Source organism: Prauserella salsuginis, assembly GCF_024648885.1.
Classification (GTDB): Bacteria; Actinomycetota; Actinomycetes; order Mycobacteriales; family Pseudonocardiaceae; genus Prauserella; species Prauserella salsuginis.
Window position 1 is genome coordinate 461,188 of sequence record NZ_JANBBF010000009.1, and the last position, 20,798, is coordinate 481,985.

20 protein-coding genes and 2 tRNA genes are annotated in these 20,798 nt (G+C 70.3%); 15 read left to right on the forward strand and 7 right to left on the reverse strand.

Annotated elements, in window-relative coordinates; genetic code table 11:
• Window positions 1-31: 31 nt before the first annotated feature.
• Entirely contained in the window at window positions 32-958 is a 927-nt protein-coding gene (locus tag LY40_RS08915; protein ID WP_258936505.1) for an oxidoreductase, read from the reverse strand.
• Window positions 959-1,054: 96 nt separating this feature from the next.
• Between LY40_RS08915 and LY40_RS08920 the strand changes: the two genes are divergently transcribed.
• On the forward strand, window positions 1,055-1,726 hold the full coding sequence (locus LY40_RS08920) for a DNA-binding response regulator (protein ID WP_258936506.1): 672 nt from the start codon (window positions 1,055-1,057) through the stop codon (window positions 1,724-1,726).
• 170 nt (window positions 1,727-1,896) lie between these two features.
• Here LY40_RS08920 and LY40_RS08925 read toward each other — a convergent pair whose 3' ends face one another.
• From LY40_RS08925 to LY40_RS08935, 3 genes are all read right to left on the reverse strand, one after another.
• On the reverse strand, window positions 1,897-3,477 hold the full coding sequence (locus LY40_RS08925) for an adenylate/guanylate cyclase domain-containing protein (RefSeq protein ID WP_258936507.1): 1,581 nt from the start codon (window positions 3,475-3,477) through the stop codon (window positions 1,897-1,899).
• Window positions 3,478-3,622: 145 nt separating this feature from the next.
• Window positions 3,623-4,417, reverse strand: coding sequence for a SigB/SigF/SigG family RNA polymerase sigma factor (locus tag LY40_RS08930; protein WP_183780393.1), 795 nt, complete (start codon window positions 4,415-4,417; stop codon window positions 3,623-3,625).
• Window positions 4,414-4,911 carry an ATP-binding protein gene (locus tag LY40_RS08935; RefSeq protein ID WP_258936508.1) on the reverse strand — a complete coding sequence of 166 codons (498 nt, stop codon included), beginning with the start codon at window positions 4,909-4,911 and terminating at the stop codon, window positions 4,414-4,416. Before LY40_RS08935 ends, LY40_RS08930 begins: the two co-directional genes overlap by 4 nt.
• A gap of 250 nt (window positions 4,912-5,161) precedes the next feature.
• On the opposite strand from LY40_RS08935, the gene LY40_RS08940 reads away from it, so the two are divergent.
• Both LY40_RS08940 and LY40_RS08945 read left to right on the forward strand, forming a co-directional pair.
• On the forward strand, window positions 5,162-5,953 hold the full coding sequence (locus LY40_RS08940; RefSeq protein ID WP_258936509.1) for a sulfite exporter TauE/SafE family protein: 792 nt from the start codon (window positions 5,162-5,164) through the stop codon (window positions 5,951-5,953).
• The gene (locus tag LY40_RS08945; protein ID WP_258936510.1) at window positions 5,950-6,915 is read left to right on the forward strand and encodes a ketopantoate reductase family protein; all 966 of its coding nucleotides are present in this window, start codon (window positions 5,950-5,952) and stop codon (window positions 6,913-6,915) included. Before LY40_RS08940 ends, LY40_RS08945 begins: the two co-directional genes overlap by 4 nt.
• Here LY40_RS08945 and hisC read toward each other — a convergent pair.
• Window positions 6,912-8,006: a histidinol-phosphate transaminase gene (gene hisC / locus LY40_RS08950; protein WP_183780383.1), complete on the reverse strand. Its 1,095-nt coding sequence runs from the start codon at window positions 8,004-8,006 to the stop codon at window positions 6,912-6,914. The two genes, LY40_RS08945 and hisC, sit on opposite strands and share 4 nt — an antisense overlap.
• A 216-nt stretch (window positions 8,007-8,222) precedes the next feature.
• On the opposite strand from hisC, the gene LY40_RS08955 reads away from it, so the two are divergent.
• From LY40_RS08955 to LY40_RS08985, 7 genes are all read left to right on the forward strand, one after another.
• Window positions 8,223-8,732 (forward strand): hypothetical protein, encoded by a 510-nt coding sequence (locus tag LY40_RS08955; RefSeq protein ID WP_258936511.1) that lies wholly within the window; start codon window positions 8,223-8,225, stop codon window positions 8,730-8,732.
• On the forward strand, window positions 8,729-10,084 hold the full coding sequence (locus LY40_RS08960) for a PPE domain-containing protein (RefSeq protein ID WP_183780377.1): 1,356 nt from the start codon (window positions 8,729-8,731) through the stop codon (window positions 10,082-10,084). Before LY40_RS08955 ends, LY40_RS08960 begins: the two co-directional genes overlap by 4 nt.
• A gap of 6 nt (window positions 10,085-10,090) precedes the next feature.
• Entirely contained in the window at window positions 10,091-10,849 is a 759-nt protein-coding gene (locus tag LY40_RS08965; protein ID WP_183780374.1) for an ESX secretion-associated protein EspG, read from the forward strand.
• 10 nt (window positions 10,850-10,859) lie between these two features.
• Window positions 10,860-12,911, forward strand: coding sequence for an acetoacetate--CoA ligase (locus LY40_RS08970; RefSeq protein ID WP_258936512.1), 2,052 nt, complete (start codon window positions 10,860-10,862; stop codon window positions 12,909-12,911).
• 382 nt (window positions 12,912-13,293) lie between these two features.
• Window positions 13,294-13,383: transfer RNA gene (locus LY40_RS08975), tRNA-Ser, on the forward strand.
• Window positions 13,384-13,445: 62 nt separating this feature from the next.
• Window positions 13,446-13,518, forward strand: a tRNA-Arg gene (locus LY40_RS08980).
• Between the two features lie 194 nt (window positions 13,519-13,712).
• On the forward strand, window positions 13,713-15,014 hold the full coding sequence (locus LY40_RS08985) for a site-specific integrase (RefSeq protein WP_258936513.1): 1,302 nt from the start codon (window positions 13,713-13,715) through the stop codon (window positions 15,012-15,014).
• Here the strand turns inward: LY40_RS08985 and LY40_RS08990 are convergent.
• On the reverse strand, window positions 15,009-15,818 hold the full coding sequence (locus tag LY40_RS08990) for a protein phosphatase 2C domain-containing protein (protein WP_258936514.1): 810 nt from the start codon (window positions 15,816-15,818) through the stop codon (window positions 15,009-15,011). The genes LY40_RS08985 and LY40_RS08990 overlap by 6 nt on opposite strands.
• 4 nt (window positions 15,819-15,822) lie before the next feature.
• Window positions 15,823-16,656 (reverse strand): hypothetical protein, encoded by an 834-nt coding sequence (locus tag LY40_RS08995; RefSeq protein ID WP_258936515.1) that lies wholly within the window; start codon window positions 16,654-16,656, stop codon window positions 15,823-15,825.
• Between the two features lie 129 nt (window positions 16,657-16,785).
• Here LY40_RS08995 and LY40_RS09000 point away from each other — a divergent pair, with 129 nt between their 5' ends.
• Genes LY40_RS09000 through LY40_RS09020 form a run of 5 tightly spaced genes read left to right on the forward strand, consistent with a single transcriptional unit; the run spans window position 16,786 to window position 20,735 of the window.
• Window positions 16,786-17,064 (forward strand): helix-turn-helix domain-containing protein, encoded by a 279-nt coding sequence (locus LY40_RS09000; protein ID WP_258936516.1) that lies wholly within the window; start codon window positions 16,786-16,788, stop codon window positions 17,062-17,064.
• Complete coding sequence (locus tag LY40_RS09005) at window positions 17,061-18,869, forward strand: type IV secretory system conjugative DNA transfer family protein (RefSeq protein WP_258936517.1); 1,809 nt, start codon at window positions 17,061-17,063, stop codon at window positions 18,867-18,869. Before LY40_RS09000 ends, LY40_RS09005 begins: the two co-directional genes overlap by 4 nt.
• Entirely contained in the window at window positions 18,866-19,135 is a 270-nt protein-coding gene (locus LY40_RS09010) for a hypothetical protein (protein ID WP_258936518.1), read from the forward strand. The genes LY40_RS09005 and LY40_RS09010 overlap by 4 nt, the downstream gene beginning before the upstream one ends.
• On the forward strand, window positions 19,132-19,800 hold the full coding sequence (locus tag LY40_RS09015; RefSeq protein ID WP_258936519.1) for a hypothetical protein: 669 nt from the start codon (window positions 19,132-19,134) through the stop codon (window positions 19,798-19,800). Before LY40_RS09010 ends, LY40_RS09015 begins: the two co-directional genes overlap by 4 nt.
• Window positions 19,797-20,735: a hypothetical protein gene (locus LY40_RS09020; protein ID WP_258936520.1), complete on the forward strand. Its 939-nt coding sequence runs from the start codon at window positions 19,797-19,799 to the stop codon at window positions 20,733-20,735. Before LY40_RS09015 ends, LY40_RS09020 begins: the two co-directional genes overlap by 4 nt.
• Window positions 20,736-20,798 lie beyond the last annotated feature (63 nt).

A 20,798-nucleotide genomic window follows, 5' to 3' on the forward strand; every position in this document is an offset into this window, starting at 1 on the left:
CCAGCCTTCCGGCCGGCGGCATGCCTGTCGACTAGGACGCCGCTTGGCCGACGCTGTCGAGCAGGTTCTGCTCGTCGTCGGTCAACCGAAGGGCTCCCGCGGCGATGTTCTGTTCGAGATGCGCCGGGTTGCCGGTGCCGGGGATGGCGAGGACGTGCTCGCCCCGGTGGAGGCTCCACGCGAGCCGGACCTGCGCCGGGCTGGCCCCATGGGCCTGCGCGACGGCAGCGAGTTCCGCTTGCCCCTGCCCGTGCTCCTCGGCCTCGCCCGGTGCGGTTCCCGCGACAGCGAAGAACGGTACGAACGCGATGCCGTGCCGGCCGCACAGCTCGACCAGGTCGTCGTCGGCCCGGTCGGTGAGCCCGTGACGGTTCTGCACACACACCACCGGGGCGATCGACATGGCCTCCCTCAGCTGCGCTTCGGTGACGTTGGAGACACCGAGATGCTGGACGAGCCCGGCGTCCCGCAGTTCGGCGAGCGCACCGAAGTGGTCGGCGACCGGACCCGAATCCTTCCCGATCCCGGTGCCCCAGCGCAGGTTGACGACGTCGAGGTGATCGACACCGAGTTGACGGATGTTCTCCTCGACCTGGCCGCGCAATTGCTCCGGCCGTGCGTACTCGAACTCGCCGTCGCGGGTGCGGGCGGGCCCTACCTTCGTGGTGAGCACGAGATCGTCCGGGTACGGCTGGAGCGCGGTGCTGATCAGTTCGTTCGCCGAGCGGGTCGCCGTGAAGTAGAAGGCAGCTGTGTCGATGTGGTTCACGCCGAGTTCCACGGCGCGGCGAAGCACGGCGACGGCGTCGTCGCGGTCTCGAGGTTTCTCGTCCCACGGCATGCCGGTCAGGCGCATCGCGCCGAAGCCGAGCCGGTTGATCGTGCGGTCGCCGAGTCGCCAGGTGCCCGCGGCGTCGGCGGTCGTCGGATTGCTGCTGCGGATGTCGGTGGTAGTCATGTCTTCACCGTGCGGCGGAGATGGCACTCCCGTCCGGACATGGCAACAACCTGCCAACGTGGGCGGACAGGCCCGGCGAGGAGCACAATCGGACCCATGGCGACGGGTGATGTGCGAACCGGCGACCCGGTCACGATCGTGCGCGGCGAGGAAGAGCTGTACCGCCGCGTCGGCCACCTCTTCCTGACCGCCACTGACATCGCCTGCGTCGCCAACGACCTCGCGCTCTGGGTCGCCGCCGGCAGGGAGGTCGACCTCGAAGCTGCTGCTCTGCGACGAGCTGGCTCGGCGCGGATCCGCAAGATCTACCGGTCGGGGCTGCTGCTCGACGCGGTGTCGGCGCAGGAACTCACACGCCGCCGCGACCGGCACGGCGCGCAGATCCGCATCACCTCCGACGAGCTCAGCGAGACGGTGATCGTCGACCGTAGGGTTGCGATCCTGGCAGGCGAGTCGTCCGGAGGGCCGCGCAGCTACAGCGTCATCACCCAGCCCGAGACGGTGCAGGGTGTGGTGTCACTGTTCGACACCGTGTGGCGTTCGGCCACCGACCTGGACGTCTACGACGCGCAGGTCGCCGAGATCCGTCGCCTCGCGCCCGCGGTGCTGGACCTGCTCGGGCAAGGCGCGAAGGACGAGGCTGCGGCGCGCCAGCTCGGGTTGAGTGTGCGGACCTACCGGCGCCGCGTCGGCGAGCTCATGGCCGCGCTCGGCGCCGAATCGCGCTTCCAGGCCGGTGTCCGCGCCCGCGAACTCGGCCTCGTGTAGGCGCGTGCCGGGGGGGGGCGACCGGGTCGGCCACCGAAGATCGCGGGACGACCAGGGTCGGCGCTTCAGCGCGTACGACCGCAATCATCCCCGAACAGAAGGTCAGCCGGCGCCTTCCGGAAACGGGCTGCTCATGGTGCCGGTCATGACGTAACGAGCATGAGGGTTCATCAACGCAGATCCGGCGTCGCATCCGCCTCCGCGGCCAGCCCCGGACCCGGATCTGCATCCGAACGGGCCGGCGAACCGATTGGTGACGCTGCCTCACCGGGCGGGGTCGACCAGGTCTCCGTCGGTTCGCTGCGGCCGCGCAGTTGGTACGTCTCGTACGTGTGCCACAGGCCGCGTTCGGCGTCGCACGCGGCGTCGAGCGCCGCCCGGCTGGCGAGGATGCGCCCGTCTGCGTGCTTGGCGTGCTCGGTGAGCCGGGCCGCCTCGTTCACGGCGTCGCCGATCACGGTGTATTCGAACCGGGTCGCGGTGCCGAGTTGGCCCGCGAACGCGGGGCCGGTCGCGACGCCGATGCCCAGGTCGAGTTCGCCGGACGCGGTGACGGCGTCGCGGATCGCCCGTGCCGTGCGCAGTGCCGACGTCGCCGGGTCGGCGTGGCGGGTGGGCGCGCCGAAGACGCACATCGCCGCGTCACCCTGGAACTTGTTGACCAGGCCGCCGTGGGTGCTGACCGCTTCGACGACCGCGGCGAACAGGCCGTTCAGCTTGCGTGCCACCTCGTCGGGCGCGAGTTCCGCGGCGAGGCTGGTCGAGTCGACCACGTCGACGAACAGGGCCGTCACCACGCGCACGTCGCCGGACATGGACACGCCGTGTTCGAGGGCGTGCCGCGCCACCTCGTCGCCGACGTGCCTGCCGAACAGGTCGCGCATGCGTTCCTGTTCGCGCAGGCCCGTGGTCAGGTCGTTGACCGACGCCTGCAGCATGCCGATCTCGCTCGCGTCGTCCACGCCGACGGCCACGTCGCGGCGGCCGCGGGCGATCTCGCCGAGCGCGTCGCGCAGCCGGTGCAGCGGCGACGCGACCGAACGCGCCAGCAGGAACGTCGCGGCCGCCCCGAGCAGCAGCCCGAGAATGGACAGCGTGATGAGGCTGTACTGGGGATCACCGCCGAGGTCCGGTGGCAGCACCAGGATCAGCACCCCGATCATGGGCGCGCCGCTCGCGAGCAGCCACGTCACGACGAGCCGTGCGAGCACCGTCGTCGCGAGCGACTCGCCGGGCGGCACCGAGCGCAGCGCCGTCGCCAGCAGCGGCCTGGCCACCCACTCGGTCGCCAGGTAGTTGAGCCCGACGGTCGCGATCCCGCCCAGCCCGATCGCCAACGCGACACCCATCGCGTCGAACCACGTGCCGAACACCGCGGTCAGCGTGCCCAGCACCACGATCCCGCCCAGCCACAGCGTTCCGCTGACCTTGGCCAGGTGAAGCGGCAGTCGCAGCGCACGGCGCGCCTCGTCACGGGTGGGTGTGTTGCCGAGGACGAACCACACCACGGTGCGCCGCTGCAGGAACACCGCCCACGTCGTGCCGACCAGCACCGAGAGCAGTACGTACCCGGCCGCGACGACCGCGATGATCCACTCGGTGCCCTGCGCGCCCTCGGGAACTCCCTGGAGCAGCAGGACGAGGAACACCACGCCCGCGCCGAAGAAGCTCGAGCAGAAGCCGAGCGCGGCGAGGCCGAGGCTGGTGCGCAGTACGGGGCGCAGCCGCTGCGGGAGCCGGGGTCGGGGCACGGGCCGATGGTAAGGCGCAGAGGCGGGCGGCGGGAAAGTGAGCGGCGCGAAAGCGAGCGACGAGAGCGGCGCTAGAACGGGCGGTGGACCGGTGGCAGGCGGGTGGTCGGGGCCGATCACGGCAGCCGGGCCTGCGGATGCGCGGTCAGGTCTCGTCGGCGAGGCCCTGCCGGAGTTTGGCGAGGGTGCGGGCCAGCAGGCGGGAGACGTGCATCTGCGAAATGCCGACCTGCTCGGCGATCTGGGTCTGCGTGAGGTTGTGGACGAAGCGCAGGGCGAGGATCTTGCGTTCCCGTTCGGGAAGCTGCCTCACGAGGGGCTGCAGGGTCTCGTGGTTCTCGACGCCGGTCAGCGCGGCGTCCTCCTCGCCCAGGGTGTCGCCGAGTGCGAGGTTCTCGACCTCGCCGGAGAGCACCTCGTCGAGCGACATCGAGTGGTAGGCGTTACCGGCGTCGAGTCCTTCGAACACGGCGTCCTGCGAGATGCCCAGATGTTCGGCGATCTCGCTCGGCGTCGGTGCCCTGCCGAGCCGCTGCGACAGCTGCGTGCTCGCGCTGTTGATCGACAGGTGCAGCTCTTTGAGCCGGCGCGGCACCCGGATCACCCAGCCGGTGTCGCGGAAGTGGCGGCGCACCTCGCCCATCACGGTCGGCACGGCGAACGACAGGAAGTCCGAGCCGCGACGGGGGTCGAACCGGTCGACCGCGTTGATCAGGCCGACGCGCGCCACCTGCACGAGGTCTTCCTTGGCCACGCCGCGTCCTGAGAATCGCTGGGCGATGTGCTCGGCCAGCGGTAGGTGCCCGCGTACGAGTGCCTCCCGCAGCTCGGCGCGCCGGGGGTCGTTCTCCTCCAGCGTCACCAGCTCGTCGAACAGCGGGATCAGGTGCTCGTAGTCTTCGGAGGAACCACGCGATCCGCGTTTGGTGGATTCGGTCACGTAAGCGTCGGCTTTCGTTTGGTCACTTCGACGTGCACCCGGCCGTGGGTTCCGTCGGGCGCGTCGCCGGGTGCCGCGCCGTCGGGCGAGATGTCGGCTGCCGGTTCGAGCCACGTGGTCGCCGAGTCGGCGAGCGTGGTCAGGACCTTCCAGCCGAACGAGGCCGTGCTGGGCGGTTCCCGGTCCGAGGAGGGGACCGTGCCGTGGAAGCGGAGCTCGTCGGATTCGATCGTGAAGCGGCATTGCATGGCGGAGCCGTTCTCGGCGCTGGTGATCAACGTGGAGCAGGCCTCGTCGACGGCTAGCCGCAGGTCGGAGATGGCATCGATGTCGAAGTCGGCGCGGACGGCGAGGTTGGCCGCGATCGACCGGACGATGGGCAGGTGCGTCAGGCTCGCACCGAGGCGCACCTCGATGTCGTTCTCGGCGGCGAGGACGTCCTGCTGCTCGCCGCCGGCCGGTTGCGCGCGCCCTGTCGACTCTGTCTCTGTCACTTTCACCTCAGTGGGGACGGGCCTCGTTCGGGCCATGGGTGTCTTGCCTCGATGATGACCGGTGACCGTGACCGTCTGTCACCCACTTGTACCTCCTCGTCACTCAGTCCGCACGACGCGTTCACTCCGCCTGCGGCCCGCGGCAGGATTACCCGTGGCCGTGAGTGGGAAACGTCGTAGGCGGTGAGTCCCGCCACGCCTGCGTGCCCGCGGGGGACGGCGGCCCACCGGGGCGGCCTATCGTCGCCGGGTGATCTGGTGGCATGCCGTTCTCATCGCGATAGCCGGCGTCTGGGCCGGGATGATCAACACCGTCGTCGGCTCCGGGACGCTGGTGACGTTCCCGGTGCTCGTGGCGCTCGGCTATCCGCCCGTCACCGCGACGACCTCGAACGCGATCGGGCTCGCGCCCGGGAGTGTCAGCGGCGCGATCGGGTACCGCCACGAACTGCGCGGCCACGGGCGTGTCCTGCTGTCGTTCCTGCCCGCGTCGGTGCTTGGCGCCGTGGTCGGGACCATCCTGTTGCTGTCGCTGCCCCCCGATGCCTTCGAGACGATCGTTCCGGTGCTCATCGTGCTGGCGCTGGTGCTGGTGCTGGTGCAGCCGAAGGTGTCGGCGTGGGTGACGCGCAGACGGCAGCGTGCGGGTGTCGACGACACCGACGGCGGATCGACGTCCGCGAAGGGCGCCGTGGGGCTCGTGACGCTGATCTTCCTGATCGGCATCTACGGCGGGTACTTCACCGCTGCGCAGGGCGTGATGCTGATGGCGGTCATGGGCATCCTCATGACCCTGCCGTTGCAGACGCTCAACGGCATCAAGAACGTGCTGTCCGCGGCCGTCAACATCGTCGCGGGCACGGTGTACGCCTTCGTCGCGCCGATCAGCTGGCCGGTTGTGGCGCTGCTGGCCGTTGGGTCGGTCATCGGCGGGCAGCTGGGCGCGAAGATCGGCAGGAAGTTGCCGCCCCGCGTGCTGCGCGGCGTGATCGTCGTCGTCGGCGCGGCAGCGGCCGTCCAACTGGTGGTGCAGCAGCTGTGAACCCGGGAGTGACCGGCGGCGTGACGGTCGCGGTCGTCGGGATGGGAGCCGTCGGGACGGCCCTCGCCGGGGCGTTGGCCGCGGCCGGGCACGACGTCGTGGCGTGCGGCAGGAGGCCGCTGTCGAGCATCGAGGTCGTCGGCGCCGGCGGCACGGCGACGTATCCCGTGCGCTGGGCGGCCGAGCCCGCCGGCGTCGGTCCGGTGGCACTGACGATCCTCGCCACGAAGATCCACGACACCGGCGGTGCCGCGGGCTGGCTCGCGGCGCTCACCTCGACCGGCGGCGACGTCCTCGTGGCGCAGAACGGCGTCGACCAGGCCGAACGGGTCGGCCCGCTCATCGGCGGAGCCGGCGGGAGTCACCGCGGGGCCGGTTCGGTGGGGGTTGGTTCGGTGGGGGTTGTCGTGCCCGCGCTGGTCTACGTCAACGCCGAACGGGTCGCGCCGGGTGTCGTGCGCACGCGCCGCAGCGACTGCGATCTCGTCGTCCCGGGAACCGACGAGGCGGCGCCGGTGGCCGATCTGCTGGCCGGCGCGGGCCTGGTTGTCGAACGGTCGGCGGACTTCGCCACGGCGGCGTGGCGGAAGATGCTCACCAACGTCTCGGCGAACCCGATCACCGCCTTGACGGGGCGGCGGGTCGAGGTGCTCGCGGAGCAGCAGGTCGCGGAGCTGGCGATGCGGGTGCTGACCGAGGCGGTGGCCGTCGCGAACGCCGAGGGTGCCCGCCTGACCGACGCCGACGCCCGGGACGTCCTCACCTGGTTGCAAACGCTTGCGCCCGGCAGCACCACGTCGATGCTGCAGGACCGCGACGCCGGCAGGCCACTCGAACACGACGGGCTGACGGGCACCGTCGTCCGTCTCGGCGATCGGCACGGCATCGACGTCGGCGCCAACCGCACGCTGCTGTCCCTGCTGTCCGCCGTGTCGCCAGCCGCAGGTTCCGCGTCCCGCTAGCCGAGCGGGAACGCGCGGGCGGCGGCCAGCAGCATGTCGTTCTCCTCGGGCTGGCCGATGGTCACGCGCACGCCGTCCGGGGCGTAGCCGCGCACGACGACCTTGTGTTCCAGGGCGTGCTCGGTGAACTCCCCGGTGCGTTCGCGCAGCGGCAGCCACAGGAAGTTGGCCTGCGTCTCCGGCACCTCGAACCCGGTGTCCCGCAAGGCGGCCACGACCCGCGTCCGCTCCGCGATGATCGCCCGGCAGCGCTCCATCAGTTCGCCGGCCGCGTCGAGCGAGGCGATCGCCGCGCGCTGGGCCAGTGCGTTGGTGCTGAACGGCACGTAGACCTTGCGCAGTGCCGTGATCACCTCGGCGGGGCCGACGCCGTATCCGACGCGCAGGCCCGCGAGCCCGTATGCCTTGGAGAACGTCCGCAGCACGAGCACGTTCGGGTAGTGGCGGGCCAGTTCGACGCCGTCGGGCACGTCGTCGTCGGTCACGAACTCGCGGTACGCCTCGTCGAGGACCACCAGCACGTGCGACGGCACGGCGTCGAGGAAACGGGTGAGCGCCTCCCTTCCGACGACCGTGCCCGTCGGGTTGTTCGGGTTGCACACGAACACCAGGCGCGTGGCGGGGGTGATCGCGGCGAGCATGGCGTCGAGGTCGTGGACGTGCCCCTCGTCCAGCGGCACCGGGGCGGCCGCGGCGTTGGCGATCTGCGTGGCGATCGGATAGGCCTCGAACGAGCGCCACGCGTAGACCACTTCCTCACCGGGCGCGCACATCGCCTGCACGAGCTGTTGGCACAGCGCCACGGATCCGCATCCGACGGTGATCCGCTCGGTGGGCACGTCGAGTTCGCGGGAGAGCCGCTCGGTCAGGGCCGTCGACACCATGTCCGGGTAGCGGTTCACCTCGGCGGCGGCGTCGGCGATGGCGCGGGCGACGCTCGGCAGCGGTCCCAGCGGCGTCTCGTTGCTGGCCAGCTTCACCGCTCCCGGCACGGTCCGTCCCGCGACGTAGGCGGGCAGGCTCTCCAGGTCGGGCCTGGTGCGGAGCTGCGGCGCGGACGGGTCCGCCGGGGACTGGGATGCGCTGGACACGGTGAGGGCTCCCTGCTCTCGATCCGGTTGTGCGGGCGGGTCCGGTCTGCGGGATCGCTCCGCAGGCCGGTTCCACGCGGTCGGCCGCGTGGTGTCACCTCAACTTAACGCGGCCCGAGTCCTGCTGGTCGAGGGATGCGAAATCGTGCGAACCGGTCGGCAGCCGAGTGCGTCACAGTTACAGTGACGGACATCTAGTCGACCGGGGGTGTGATCGTGACCGAACCCAGCACGGCGCGCGACGACGGCGCGGCGGGCCAGCCGGTCGGCCTTGGGGACGGCGCCGGCCCTGTCGGCGCGCCGCCGACCGCGCCTGCGTTGGACTTCGCCGGTGGTGCGGCGGACAGGCTCGTCCCGGTGGCCGAGGAGCTGAACCAGGTCCGCGAGCAGATCGACAGCGGCGAGTTGCGCCTCGACGAGGGCGCCGCCCACAACCTGCTCGCGACGCTCATGCAGCTGCAGGGGCACGTCCACCGGCTCATCGCCGACGCGGGCGAGAACATCGCCGCGCCGCTGCGGTTCGGTGACAACTTCGTCGGCGAAACGCTTGCCGAACGGCTCCGGGGAGCCGCGGAGGGCGACGCCAACGCCGCGCTGCCCGTACTCACGGCCTACGCCGCGCAGTTGGAGAAGCTCGAGGGCATCGTGCGCGCCGCGGCCGGCATGATCACCACGGCCGACGAGGAGGCCGGCGAAGACCTGCAGCGCATCGGGAGGTTCGAGTGATCGCGAAATGCCTGCCGCTGCCGTGGCCGCCGCGGGAGCCGGAGGGTCCGCCGCCCGGCAAGGACGCGTTGGAATCGGAGTTCGACTGGCAGGCCCTGCCGCACCGGGAACTGCACCGCATGGCCACGATGGGGGTCGACGCGGAAACGGCCGAGCAGGTGGCGAACAAGTGGGCCAAGCTCGGCGCCGAACTGCAGGACATCGGCGACAGCCTCCGCACCGCGTTGCGCGATGCCGCGGAAGGCTGGCAGGGCGGCGGCGTCGACCAGGCCCGCCAGCGCGTCGAACAGCTGTCGACGTGGACCGATCAGACCGCGCGGGACAGTCACGGCGTCGGCACGGCGATCCAGGCGCAGGCGCACCTGGCGCAGTGGGCGAAGAACAACATGCCGGAGCCTCCGCTGTTGTCGTATCCGTGGCCGTGGCGGCCGCCGATGCTGCCGGCCGAGCCGATCGCGCCGCACGAGTTCGCGCCCTACGACGACGGGGACGACGTCGTGGCCCTCGGCGGCCCGGATGCGGACACCGGCCGGCGTGCCGGGCTGCCCGGGGAGATCGACGTGCTGGGTGACGGCGATTCCGGCGGTACGGGAGGTACCGCGGGGCGGCGTCCCGGCGACGGCGGATGGGCGCTGGGTGGCGGGCCCTCCGGTTCGGGCGGGTTCGGCGGTTCCGGTGGGCTCGGCGGTTCCGCGGGGTCCGCCGGTGCGGGCTCCGGTGGCGGGGGTGGTGGGTTCGCCGACGCGGCCGAGCTGCCGCTCGACCCGATCTCCACCACCGAGCAGCGCGAGGAACTGCACCGCCAGGCAGCCCAGGTGATGCGGACCTACCAGCTCGAATCGGGCAACGTGTTCCGCGGTGTGCCGCAGTTCGTCATGCCGGGCGAGGACATCATCAAGGACGATCCGCGCGAGCCGGGCGAGCCCGCGCCGTCGCCGGAGGACCCTGGCACCGATCCGTCGCATCAGGTCGGGCCGCAGCCGTCCGGTGGTGGCAGTGGATTCACGCCCGGTGTCGTCGCGGCGCCGCTGGCCGCGGGCGCGGCGTCGGGAATGATGGCGGGAGCCACCGGTGGCGCGCCCGCATCCGGGATGCAGACCGGTGCCGGTGCGGCGGGTGCGCCGACGGGTGCCGGCGGCGGGCAGGCCGCGTCGGCCGCCGGTGCCGCGCGCAGTGCCGGCGGCGCGCCGATGGGCATGATGGGCGGTGCGGGCACACGGCCCAACCAGGACGAGGAGGCCGAGCACAACTCGCCGTCCTACCTGCAGGAGGAGGACGACGTCTGGGGCATGCCGGTGGGTCAGGTCGTGCCGCCGGTCATCGGTGAACGCAACTGGCGCGGGGACGAGTGACAACGGGTGCGTGACGAGGCTTCCGGATGGATCACGCTCCACCCGGGCGAGTTCTACCTGCTGTGGCGGACGCTCGAGCTCGGTGACATGCCGACCGTGCTCGGTGTGCCGCGGGCCGGGGCCACGGAGTCGTACCGCGCGGAACTGATCGCACTGGCCGACGAGTCGCTCGCCGACCGCGGACTGGGCACGGTGCGCTCGCCGGACCGTGACCTCGCGGACCTGCTGCGCACGCTGGCCGCTCCGGACGTGTCGGTGGACCTGAACGCATCGGGAGCCGACACCTCTTTCCGCTCCTACGGCGTCATCCGTGAGCGCGGCGCCGTGGCGGCGCGCACGTCGGGGCAGGAGGTACTCGTCGGGCCGGTGCGGCCGGCCGAGTTGATTCCGACGATGTTCGGGGCGTTGCCGGAGGTCGAAGCAGGTTCGGGAGCGCCGGCGAACGTCGGCTACGCGGATTACCGGCGGGCGTGCCGCGCGGGTGACCACGAGGGCGCGAGCGGATTCCTGGACGCGCTGGCCGAGGCCGGGGTGCGGTCGTCGCAGGCGTCGATGTTCCTGCGCGCGATCGAGGGCAGGCGCGCGGGCGGGTACGTCGGTGCGACCTCGCGCACACGGGGACGCACGCCGGGCACCGTGAACTGGGTCGATACCGAGCACGGCCGCTACGCGCTGCGCAAACTCGGTGACTGGGTGACCGTGACGCCTGCCGATGCGGCGAGATTGCGGGGCATGGCCGAGGAAATGGTCGACGATCTGACCTAAGGTCGCGGGCATGAGCACGCAGGGCAGCGACGCCACGAGCACGGGCGCACCGGAAGGCACCCGCACATCAGGAGGCAGCACGTCTGCCGGCAGCGGCATCCCCGAGGTTCTGTGGACGCCGACGCCGGAGCAGGTCGAGCGGACGCGAGTGGCGGATTTCCGCCGGTGGCTGGCCGACGAGCGCGGCGTGACCACGAAGAACTATGCGCAGCTGCACGAGTTCTCGACGACGTCCCTCGGCGATTTCTGGTCGGCCGTCGCCGAGTATCTGGGTGTGATCTGGCACGACGAACCGGGCCGGGTGCTGGCGGAACCGGAAATGCCGGGCACGACGTGGTTCGCGGACGGCACGCTGAACTACGCCGAGCACGCCCTGACCGGTGGGGTCGCGGGCGCGGCGAAGGCCGACGACGAGATCGCGGTGATCTTCACGCGGGAGGACGACCTCGAGCGGGAGCTGACGTACGGCGAGCTGCGCGGCCAGGTGGCGGCGGCGCGCGCCGGCTTGCGGGAACTGGGCGTCGGCAAGGGTGACCGCGTGGTGGCACTGGCGCCGAACTGCCCGGAGACCCTCGTGGCGTTCCTGGCCACGGCGAGTCTCGGCGCGATCTGGTCGTCGTGTTCGCCGGACTTCGGAGTGCGCGCGGTGGCTGACCGGTTCACGCAGATCGAGCCGAAGGTGCTGATCGCGGTCAACGGTTACCGCTACAACGGGCGCGCCTTCGACATCCGCCCCACTGTCGACGAACTTGTCGGGCAGTTGCCGGACCTCGGCTCGACGGTGCTGATCGACTACGAGGGCGGCGGCACCATGTCCGGCGCCCGCGGCTGGGACGACCTGCTCGCGGCGCATGCCGGTGCCGAGCTCGCGTTCGACGCCGTCGAGTTCGACCACCCGCTGTGGATCCTGTACTCGTCGGGCACGACCGGTCTGCCCAAGGGCATCGTGCAGGGGCACGGCGGCATCACGGTCGAACACCTGAAGGCCCTCGCGCTGCAGCAGGATCTCGGGCCGGATGAGCGGTTCTTCTGGTTCACCACGACCGGCTGGATGATGTGGAATTTCCTGATCTCCGGGCTGCTCGTCGGTTCGACGGTGGTGCTGTACGACGGCAGCCCCGGACACCCCGATCTGGGTGCGCTGTGGCGGCTGGCCGCCAGGCACCGCGTGACGGTGTTCGGCACGTCGGCGCCGTTCGTGCAGAGTTGCTTGAAGGCGCACCTGAAGCCGGCCGAGGACCTGGACCTGTCGTCGCTCCGGGCGATCGGATCGACGGGGGCTCCGTTGTCGGAGGAGGGTTTCCGGTGGATCGCCGACGCCATTGGGCCACAGGTGCAGATCTGTTCGGTTTCCGGCGGTACGGACCTGTGCACGGCGTTCGTCGGTTCGGCTCCGGACGTGCCGGTGTGGCTGGGTGAACTGTCGTGCCGGAGCCTGGGCGCGGCGGTGCACGCCTACGACGACAGCGGGCGCGCGGTCGTCGACGAGGTGGGCGAGCTGGTGGTCACCAAGCCGATGCCGTCGATGCCGGTGATGTTCTGGAACGACCCGGACGGCAGCAGGCTGCGCGAGGCGTACTTCGAGGACTTCCCCGGTGTGTGGCGGCACGGGGACTGGATCAAGATCACCCGGCGCGGTTCGGCGATCATCTACGGCCGCAGCGATTCGACGCTCAACCGCGGCGGCGTGCGGATGGGCACCGCCGAGTTCTACCGCGTCGTCGAGAGTTACGAGGCGGTGGTGGACTCGCTGGTGATCGACACGTCAGCGGCGGGCGAGGAGGGCGAGCTGGTGTGCTTCCTCGTGCTCGCGGAGGGTGTGACCCTGGAGGACCTGGAGCCGGACCTGCGGAAACAACTGCGCGCGGCGTTGTCGCCGAGGCACGTGCCGGACCGGTTCGTGGTGGTCGACGCGGTTCCCCGGACGCTGAACGGGAAGAAGTGCGAGGTGCCGGTGAAGAAGATCCTCTCCGGTGCCGATCCGGATCGTGCCGTGTCCCGTGACGCGCTGGCCAACCCGGACGCGCTGACGGCCTTTGTGGAGTACGCCGAACGCTCCTGACCCGCATGTCCTGCGTTCGGGAGCGCGTGTCCTGCACTCAGACCCGCGTGTTCTGCGCTTAGTCCTGCGTTCGGTCATCGTCCGCGCTGCCGCACGACTGCGTCCTCGGGCGTGTCCTGCAGCGCCGTTGCCGTCCGTGGAGGTTAGGTCTCGCCGTGGTCGCTGCTGCTCGGTGGCCGCGGTGAGGCGGGCCGCGACGGGCGCGGTGAGACCGAGGGGCCGACCCCGCACCCACCTGTGGGTCTGCGCGAGCCGATCTACACAAATCGAGATCACGCAGGTCACGCGCATCGCGGTGCGGTCGTGCACGCGAAAGGGGGGTGGCTGGAAGTCTGGCATGGGGCATGCGTAAACTATGACGGCAGTGGTCGCGACCGACCCGGGAGGCTTCGCCTAGTCCGGTCTATGGCGCCGCACTGCTAATGCGGTTGGGAGTAACCCTCCCTCGCGGGTTCAAATCCCGCAGCCTCCGCTGACACTCGGAACACCCCGAGCGTCGGACCCGGCAAGCCGTCGGGTACAATTGAAAACGATGCGCCTGTAGCTCAACGGATAGAGCATCTGACTACGGATCAGAAGGTTTGGGGTTCGAATCCCTACAGGCGCGCACCACAAGAAACCCCCTGTACGCAGGGGGTTTCTTGCTGTCTGGGGCCGACTCTGTCCCAGCTGTGTTGATCTTTGGACCCAGCGTTGGACCCAGAGCTTGTTAGCTTGATCCCTATGGAGGGGTCTTCTGCAGCACGTAAGCCTCGGAGTCGGGGCGCCATCGATCGTCGGCCCAGCAGCTTCCGGGTTCGAGTGTCAGCGGGCCAGGACCCGGCGACGGGGGAACGAATCCGCCTCATTGAAACCGTTCCGATCGAGAAGCCCGGCAACGAACGCTCCGAGCGAGCCGCACGCAAGGAAGCCGAGAAGGTTCTGACCCGTCTGCAAAACGAGGCGGACGAGCTGAAGGTCGCGCGGACGAAATCGACCTTCGGTGCTCTGCTCGACAGGTGGCTGGCACAGCACGAGGTCGATGCGACAACGCGGATGAACTACGAGTCGGCCATTGAGCGCTACATCCGGCCGGAGCTGGGGGAAGTGCCGCTGGTGTTGCTCGTGCGGGATGCGTCGGAGCGGCTGGAGCGCTTCTATGCGGACCTACGTCGGTGCAGTGCGCGGTGCAGCGGTAAGCCGTTCATCGAGCATCGTGTCGAGGGGCCGCACGAGTGTCGGGAGGTGCAGCACCGCCGCCCTCCGGGTCGCCGCCCAGCGGCTGGCTACCCGCCGCATGACTGCGAGGCGATGGGCTGCACGGTCGTCGAGTGTCAGCCCCACGTCTGCGCGCCCTATTCGGCCTCGAGCGTGCGACAGGTCCACGCCATCATCAGTAGTGCCCTGTCGGCGGCGATGCGGTGGGGATGGATCGCGTACAACCCTGCGCCGGCCGTGAAGTTGCCGGCCAAGCGGCGCCCGCAGCCGCAGCCGCCTTCCTCGGCGGACATGGCGCGCATCGTGGAGGCCGCGTTCAACGCCGACGAATGGTGGGGGACGTACGTCTGGTTGTCAGCCGTGACCGGGGCGCGTCGCGGCGAGATTGTGGCGCTGCAGTGGTGCGATGTTGATTGCGACGCCGGCATCGTCCTGCTCGATGAGAACTATGTGCGCGGGCCGGACGGCATGCTGGTGAAGGATACGAAGACGCACCAGGCGCGGCGGGTTTCGATCGACGACGACACCGTGACCCTGCTTCGGCAGTACCGGGGGAGTTGCGAAGAGCAGCTGCAGAGCCTCGGCCTGAAACTTGAGGGGACGACGTGGCTGTTCTCGGCGAAGCCGGACCTGAGCCGCCCGCGTGACCCGAGCGCGCTCACGCGTCGATACGCGAAGCTCGTCGAGTCGTTGGGAATCGCGACGAAGCTCAAGGAACTGCGGCACTACTCCGCGACGGAACTACTGACCGCCGGTGTGGACCTGCGCACGGTGGCCGGACGTCTCGGTCACGGCGATGGCACCACCACATTGCGGCATTACGCCGCGTGGGTCGGAGCTGCGGACAAGGAAGCGGCGACAAAGCTGGCGGGACGTATGCCGAAGCTCAACCGGCCCGGTTCATAGCGAGCGGAGGTCGACGGCAGCGATCGTCATGTCGTCGGCGACTTTCGAGCGTGGAAGTGTCGCGCCCTCGGGGTCGGACTGCTTGAGCCAGGTTTCGCAGCGCTGCAGCAGGCTTGCGATGCTCGCATCGTCCATTCGGGACACCTTGCGCCAGTCGTCGAGGCCCAGGTGGGCCAAGGGTTCGTAGGCACCATCGGTCGCGAGTACCGCCCACGTGATGTCGCCGGTTGGAACACTGCGCTCGAACGCATGGTGAGCGGCGCTGGGATCGGCTTCCGCGATCCAGTAGCCACCTTCGATGTTCCGGTGCTTCCGTTGTTCACGTTGTAGGTCCGCGAGCAGTTCGCGGTGTGTGTCGTCGTAGCCGTGGCCATGAGCGAGACGGCGACGGTATTCGGCCCTTTCCGGAAGGTGGAGCTCGTCGAGTCGGTGGTCGGCGAGCTCGTGGCAGGCGTGGTCGTCACCGTAGTAGATCGTGCTGTCGCCCAGGACATAGAGATCGATCCTGTCGTCGGCGTGGCGCAACACGGTGACGGTGCTCGAGGGAGACGCGTCTCCCTCGATGCCGAGTTCATCGGCGGCAGCCGCTATAGCGTGAGCCACGGCGTCGGCTACAGCGATGTCAGGGGACGCGCGTAGCTGATCGCTGATGCCATTTCCGAGCGCGTCGACGTATGCCCCGGTGGACACGTCGACCGGAGCGAACGGGCTGGCCCCGTCGAGAACGGCGACAGCTCGGTCGGTTGTGAAGACCCGGTCTTGGCTGCGAGCGGTGTCCGGAAGCTGAGCGGTGTGGATACGCATTCGATCACCAACCGTAGGGGCCGGCCACGAGTTCACTGCCGGTGATCGTCGTTTCGTCCTCGTCGAACGTGCAGCGAACGATCCCGCTGAACGAGGTATCGCCAGCTTCCTTGAACAGGTGGGCGATGTTCTCGGTGAGGTAGTGCAGGACGCCACTGGAGCCAACGGCGGTGATGCCGGCGATGTGGGTGATCACGCGCCCGTCGTGCTTGTGCCTGGCGAAGTAGCCGAATTCCGCCCGTGTCGGCGGGTCGTCGAGACGTGGCGAGTAGTAGTGCTCGTTCTTGACGTGGTCCTCGATGCGCCATTTGCCGTCGGGCTTCGCGAAGCCGAGCTCGGCGTCTTCTTCCAGCAGGAGGAGAGCCACGGGCGCGGAGCGCGGGCCGCAGATGATGACGGCGTCGCCGTCCGGAAGGTCTTGCCGTTCCGGTTCGATCGAGAAGCGTTCGCTGGCGAGCGAGAAGCTCCCGAGGAGCGTTTCCGCTTGTTCTTGCGCCTGCGCGTCGGACGCGTCGATGTAAGTGCGCATGCGGTGGTCTTCGCCGCGGCGGAGAGGGACGCCGACCGCGACTGGGCCGACGCCGAAGAAAGCGCGCTCGGGGCCAGGGGCCGAGCCTCTGATCTGCGTGATCCGGCCCTTGGAGATACCCAGCGCTGCGGCGATCTCGGTGTAGCTCAGTTCCTTGTCGCGGTGCGCTTCTTCGATGGCTGCCTTGCGCAGGCGAGCTAGTTCGGTGGCCCGCTGCTGGTAGTGCGTCATCAGCGCGGTTGCCCGCCGTGCCCTGCGTACCGGGTCGTCGTCTGTCCGGACCGAGTCGAAGTCATCCAAGTCCGCCATGCCCCGAGTTTAGAGGGGCTTGACGGGCTTCGCGATGGGCCCCTACAGTGCTGTTTATCCCCCCTAAACGCCACTCATGCCAAAAGTGCGGGGAGGGAGTTTAGGGGTCTAAACAAACTGGAGGAGACCGTGGAACAGGCAAGCAATCCGGCAGGGGGAGCAGGGGCCGACAGGCCGCGCCTCGCCTTCTACAACGTCGCGGAGACCGCTGACCTCCTGCGCATGGATCAGTCGACGCTCTACCGGCATCTGCGCAGCGGCCGGTTTCCGGCCGTCAAGATCGGTGGACGTTACGTCGTGCCGCGCCAGGTGGTCGAGCGCCTGGTCGACGAGGTGATCGCAGCAGGCCGCTGCGTCGACGTCGCCGAATGGGCCGCACGAGCCGCGCTGTCCGGGGGTGCGGCATGAGCCTGGGTACGAGGAAGAGTCGCGCGAAGTTCACGCGTCGAGTGGTTGCCGGCGGTGTGGCGTTGTTCGGCCTGGGTTGGCTGATGTCGCGGATGCCGGCCGAGACGCCGGGGCAGGAGTTCTGGCCGTGGTTGATGATCGCCGGGGCGTTGCCGCTGGTGACGGTGGTCGTGCTGGTGGCGCGTCGTCGGACGGGCACGGTCGGGACGGTGTCGCGGTGGTCGCGTCGGTCGAAGCGTAACGACGGTGTGGCCTCGCCGTGGACGATCCTGCGCACGGCGTCGTGGTTCGCGGTGCGCCGGAAGGCCGCGGTGCTGCGGCCGCACCTGCGGCAGATGTCGTGGTGGCGCCGCTGGACGGTGCCGATCACCGAGCTGGCGACGCCGCTGGCGCGGGTGGGCCCGCTGCGGGTGTGGTCGCCGATCGAGGACGTGACGCTGCGTCTGGGCGGGCCGCGCACGGGTAAGACCGGCGAGTTGGCCGGCCGCATTCTCGATGCGCCCGGTGCGGTGATCGCCACCAGCACGCGGACCGACCTGGTGGAGCTGACCGGGGCGTGCCGTGCCCGGACGGGGCCGGTGAGTGTGTTCAACCCGTCCGGTCTGGGCGGCATGGAGTCGTCGGTGACGTTCGACCCGCTGTCGGGTTGCGAGGAGCCGAAGACGGCCACCGTGCGAGCGGCGGACTTGCTGTCGGGTGCTGCGACCTCGGTCGGCGGTGGGGACATGGAGTTCTGGCAGTCCCAGGCCCGCCGGGTGTTGGCCTCGCTGATGCACGCCGCCGCCCTGGGCGGGGGCTCGATGCGCGATGTGCTCGCGTGGGTGGCCGACCCGGACAACGCAGGCACGGAGGTACAGCGGTTCCTGCGTCGCTCGCCCGAGCCAGCGTTCGAGCAGGACGCGTTGCAGTTCCTCGGGACCAACGAGCGCACCCGGTCGTCGATCTGTTCGACGATCATGCCCGCGCTGGGTTGGCTGACGGATGCGACGGCGTCGGCCGCTGCGGCCGAGGGTTCGTTCGACGTGGCGGAGTTGCTGGCCGGCCGCGGCACGGTGTTCATGCTCGGCGCCGAGGATTCACAGGTCGCACCGCTGGTGACGGCGTTGACCGGGCACATTGCCCGTGAGGCGCGGCGGCTGGCGGCGTTCGAGCCCGGCGGCCGGCTGGACCCACCGTTGACGATGGCGCTGGACGAGGCCGCGCTGATCTGCCCGGTTCCGCTGGACAACTGGACGGCCGACATGGGCGGTCGCAACGTCACGATCCACATCGCCGCGCAGTCGCGCAGCCAGTTGCGCCAGCGCTGGGGTGACGACGGCGCCGCGACGATCCTGAACAACTCCGCCGCGCTGATGATCTACGGCGCCACGCGGGATTCCGAGGACCTCGCCGCGTATTCGGCCCTGGCGGGTGAGCGCTACGAGGAGACGCCGACCTGGGATGAGGACGGCGAGCTGAAGTCGGTGTCCTCGCAGCGGGTGCCGGTGCTGACGCAGTCGCAGATCGCGCAGCTTCCTCCGGGGCGGGTGCTGATGATCCGGCGGAACATGCCGGCGGCTGTCGGCCGGGTGCGCATGGCGTGGAAGCGCCACGACGTGCGGGCCGAGACTCGCGCCGCGCGTCGGTACGAGCGGCTGACGCGGTGGAGCGAGGCGTGGCTGCGGTTCGCCGACCGCGTCGAGGAATGGGCCTCCCAGGACAAGTTCGCCAAGGCGCGCCGCAAGCTCGGCGTCCACCTCGACGTCGATCGGGCCCGCGGCCCGCAGCACGTGCACTCCGATGTGGACGGAGGTGTGTCCCGATGAACTCCGCACAGACCGGCCGGCGCTTCCTGGCCGACAACCCGTTGTGGTGGTTCGCCCACGACGAGCAGTGCGAAGCCTGCGACGAAGTGGTCGCGCGCTACCCGCACCTCGACGACCTGTGCCCGTTCCACCGCGGCCAGGCCGACGGCATCGAACGCATGGCGCGCCTCGTGGCCGCGATCGCTGCCGACCCGGAGATCGGCGCAGCGGTTGACGAGCTGATCGCCCAGCGCCCCGACCTTCGCATCGGAGGTGAGCGGCGATGAGCGAGATGCCCGAGTACGCGACGGCCGAGGCCGTGAGCGGTGTCGCGCTGGAAGTCGACGGGCTGCGCCGCCGTTTCGACCAGCTCGGCAACAGGCTCGGCCCGGTCGAGGCGTGGGGCGCTCGGCTGGACGCGATCGAGCAGCAGTTGGCCGAGACGGCCGAGCAGTTGCGCCAGTTGGTCACGGCCTCGGGGAAGACCGCGGTCGCGTCCTGGCTGGCGCTGCCCGAGGACGACGAGCAGGCCCAGCACCTCATGGCCGAACTCGTGGCCTGGCTGCAGACGGTGTTCCTCCGTTACCCGGACGCCGCCGAGGTGCTGCCGGATTGCTGGGCCTGGCACCCGGAGGTGGTCGAGGAGCTGCTGTGGCTGATGCAGGCCTGGTCGAGCGCCTACTTCGACCAGTCGGGCGGCGTGCTGCGGGTGGCCGACTGGCACGACCGCTACCGGCCAGGTGTGGTGCGGCGCTTGTCGGCCCGGGCGGGCAAGTGCTCGCTGGAGAACCACACGAGCCCGGCCGGGGCGCCGGTCGCCCCGCTGGCTGATTCGGCCGGCCAGCTCGCCGAGTGGTGGGCGACGAGTCGCCGCCGGCCCGCGCCGGAACCGAGCGACGAGCAGTTCGCGGCCGCCGCGCCGCGCCGAACCCGCGGAGGGATGCGCCGATGAGTACTCAGCCCACCACTGCGAGCCGCGGCGGTATCCGCCGTTGGGCACTGTGGATTCCTGGCTTGCTGGTCGCGCTGGGCGCGGCGGCGGCCACAGCACACGGCCTGTTCGAGGTCACGGTGGCCGCGCATGTGCCGGCTGGGATCGCCTGGGTGTACCCGGTGATCACCGACGGGCTCGCGCTGGTGGCCTACCTCGCGACGATCGCGCTGGCCGCCCACGCGCGCCGCTACGCCTGGTTCGTGGTCGTGCTGGCCGCGGGCGTGTCTGGTCTGGCCCAGGCGGCCTACCTCGCCGGCGGGGTGCACACCACGTCGCCGGAGTTGCGGTTCGGGATCGGTGCGTGGCCGGCCGTGGCGGCGGCGATCGCGGCGCACCTGCTGTTCCTGATCGCTCACGCCGACCGCGCCGAGGACGCCGGACACGACGCACCAGCCGAGGCGGAGACACCGGCCAGCGATGCGCCGGCCCCGGCGGAGCGTCCGGTGCCGGCTGTCGACCCGGCGGTGCCGGTTGTCCGGCCGCCCGAGGAAACGAGGCCGGCGCCGTCGGCGAACGAGCGTCCGACCGTGCAGCTTCCGGCCGTCCGGCCGGAACCGTCCGAGGCGCCGTCCGGTCCCGCGGCCGTTCAGCCGGAGCCCGTCCAGCCGGTCGGCCGTACGGAACCGGTGGACGCGGCGCCGTCCGAACCTGTCCAGGCGCGGCCGGTTGCCGGGCCGGTGGGGGCGCGGCCGTCCGGCGGTTCGCAGCGCGAGCGCGCCCACGCAGCGGCCGTCCAGTACTCCGACGAGCACGGCGCGCTGCCGACCGTGAGCCGTCTGGCCGAGATGGCGGGAGTGTCCCGAGGCACCGCAGGCGAAGTCCTCAAAGCCCTTCGGGAGACGTCGACCGAGCTTCATTTGGTCACCGCCAGCGACGTGCAGGAAGCCCAGTGATGACTGCGACGAGTTTTCGAGCCTTTCCAGTGTTGAGTCAGGTAGTAGCGATTGAGTTGGAGC

Coding starts and splice junctions, on each gene's coding strand:
- LY40_RS08915 (WP_258936505.1), bottom strand. CDS start 958: ATGACTACCACCGACATCCGCAGCAGCAATCCGACGACCGCCGACGCC.
- LY40_RS08920 (WP_258936506.1), top strand. CDS start 1,055: ATGGCGACGGGTGATGTGCGAACCGGCGACCCGGTCACGATCGTGCGC.
- LY40_RS08970 (WP_258936512.1), top strand. CDS start 10,860: ATGAGCACGCAGGGCAGCGACGCCACGAGCACGGGCGCACCGGAAGGC.
- LY40_RS08990 (WP_258936514.1), bottom strand. CDS start 15,818: ATGCGTATCCACACCGCTCAGCTTCCGGACACCGCTCGCAGCCAAGAC.
- LY40_RS08995 (WP_258936515.1), bottom strand. CDS start 16,656: ATGGCGGACTTGGATGACTTCGACTCGGTCCGGACAGACGACGACCCG.
- LY40_RS09005 (WP_258936517.1), top strand. CDS start 17,061: ATGAGCCTGGGTACGAGGAAGAGTCGCGCGAAGTTCACGCGTCGAGTG.
- LY40_RS09010 (WP_258936518.1), top strand. CDS start 18,866: ATGAACTCCGCACAGACCGGCCGGCGCTTCCTGGCCGACAACCCGTTG.
- LY40_RS09015 (WP_258936519.1), top strand. CDS start 19,132: ATGAGCGAGATGCCCGAGTACGCGACGGCCGAGGCCGTGAGCGGTGTC.
- LY40_RS09020 (WP_258936520.1), top strand. CDS start 19,797: ATGAGTACTCAGCCCACCACTGCGAGCCGCGGCGGTATCCGCCGTTGG.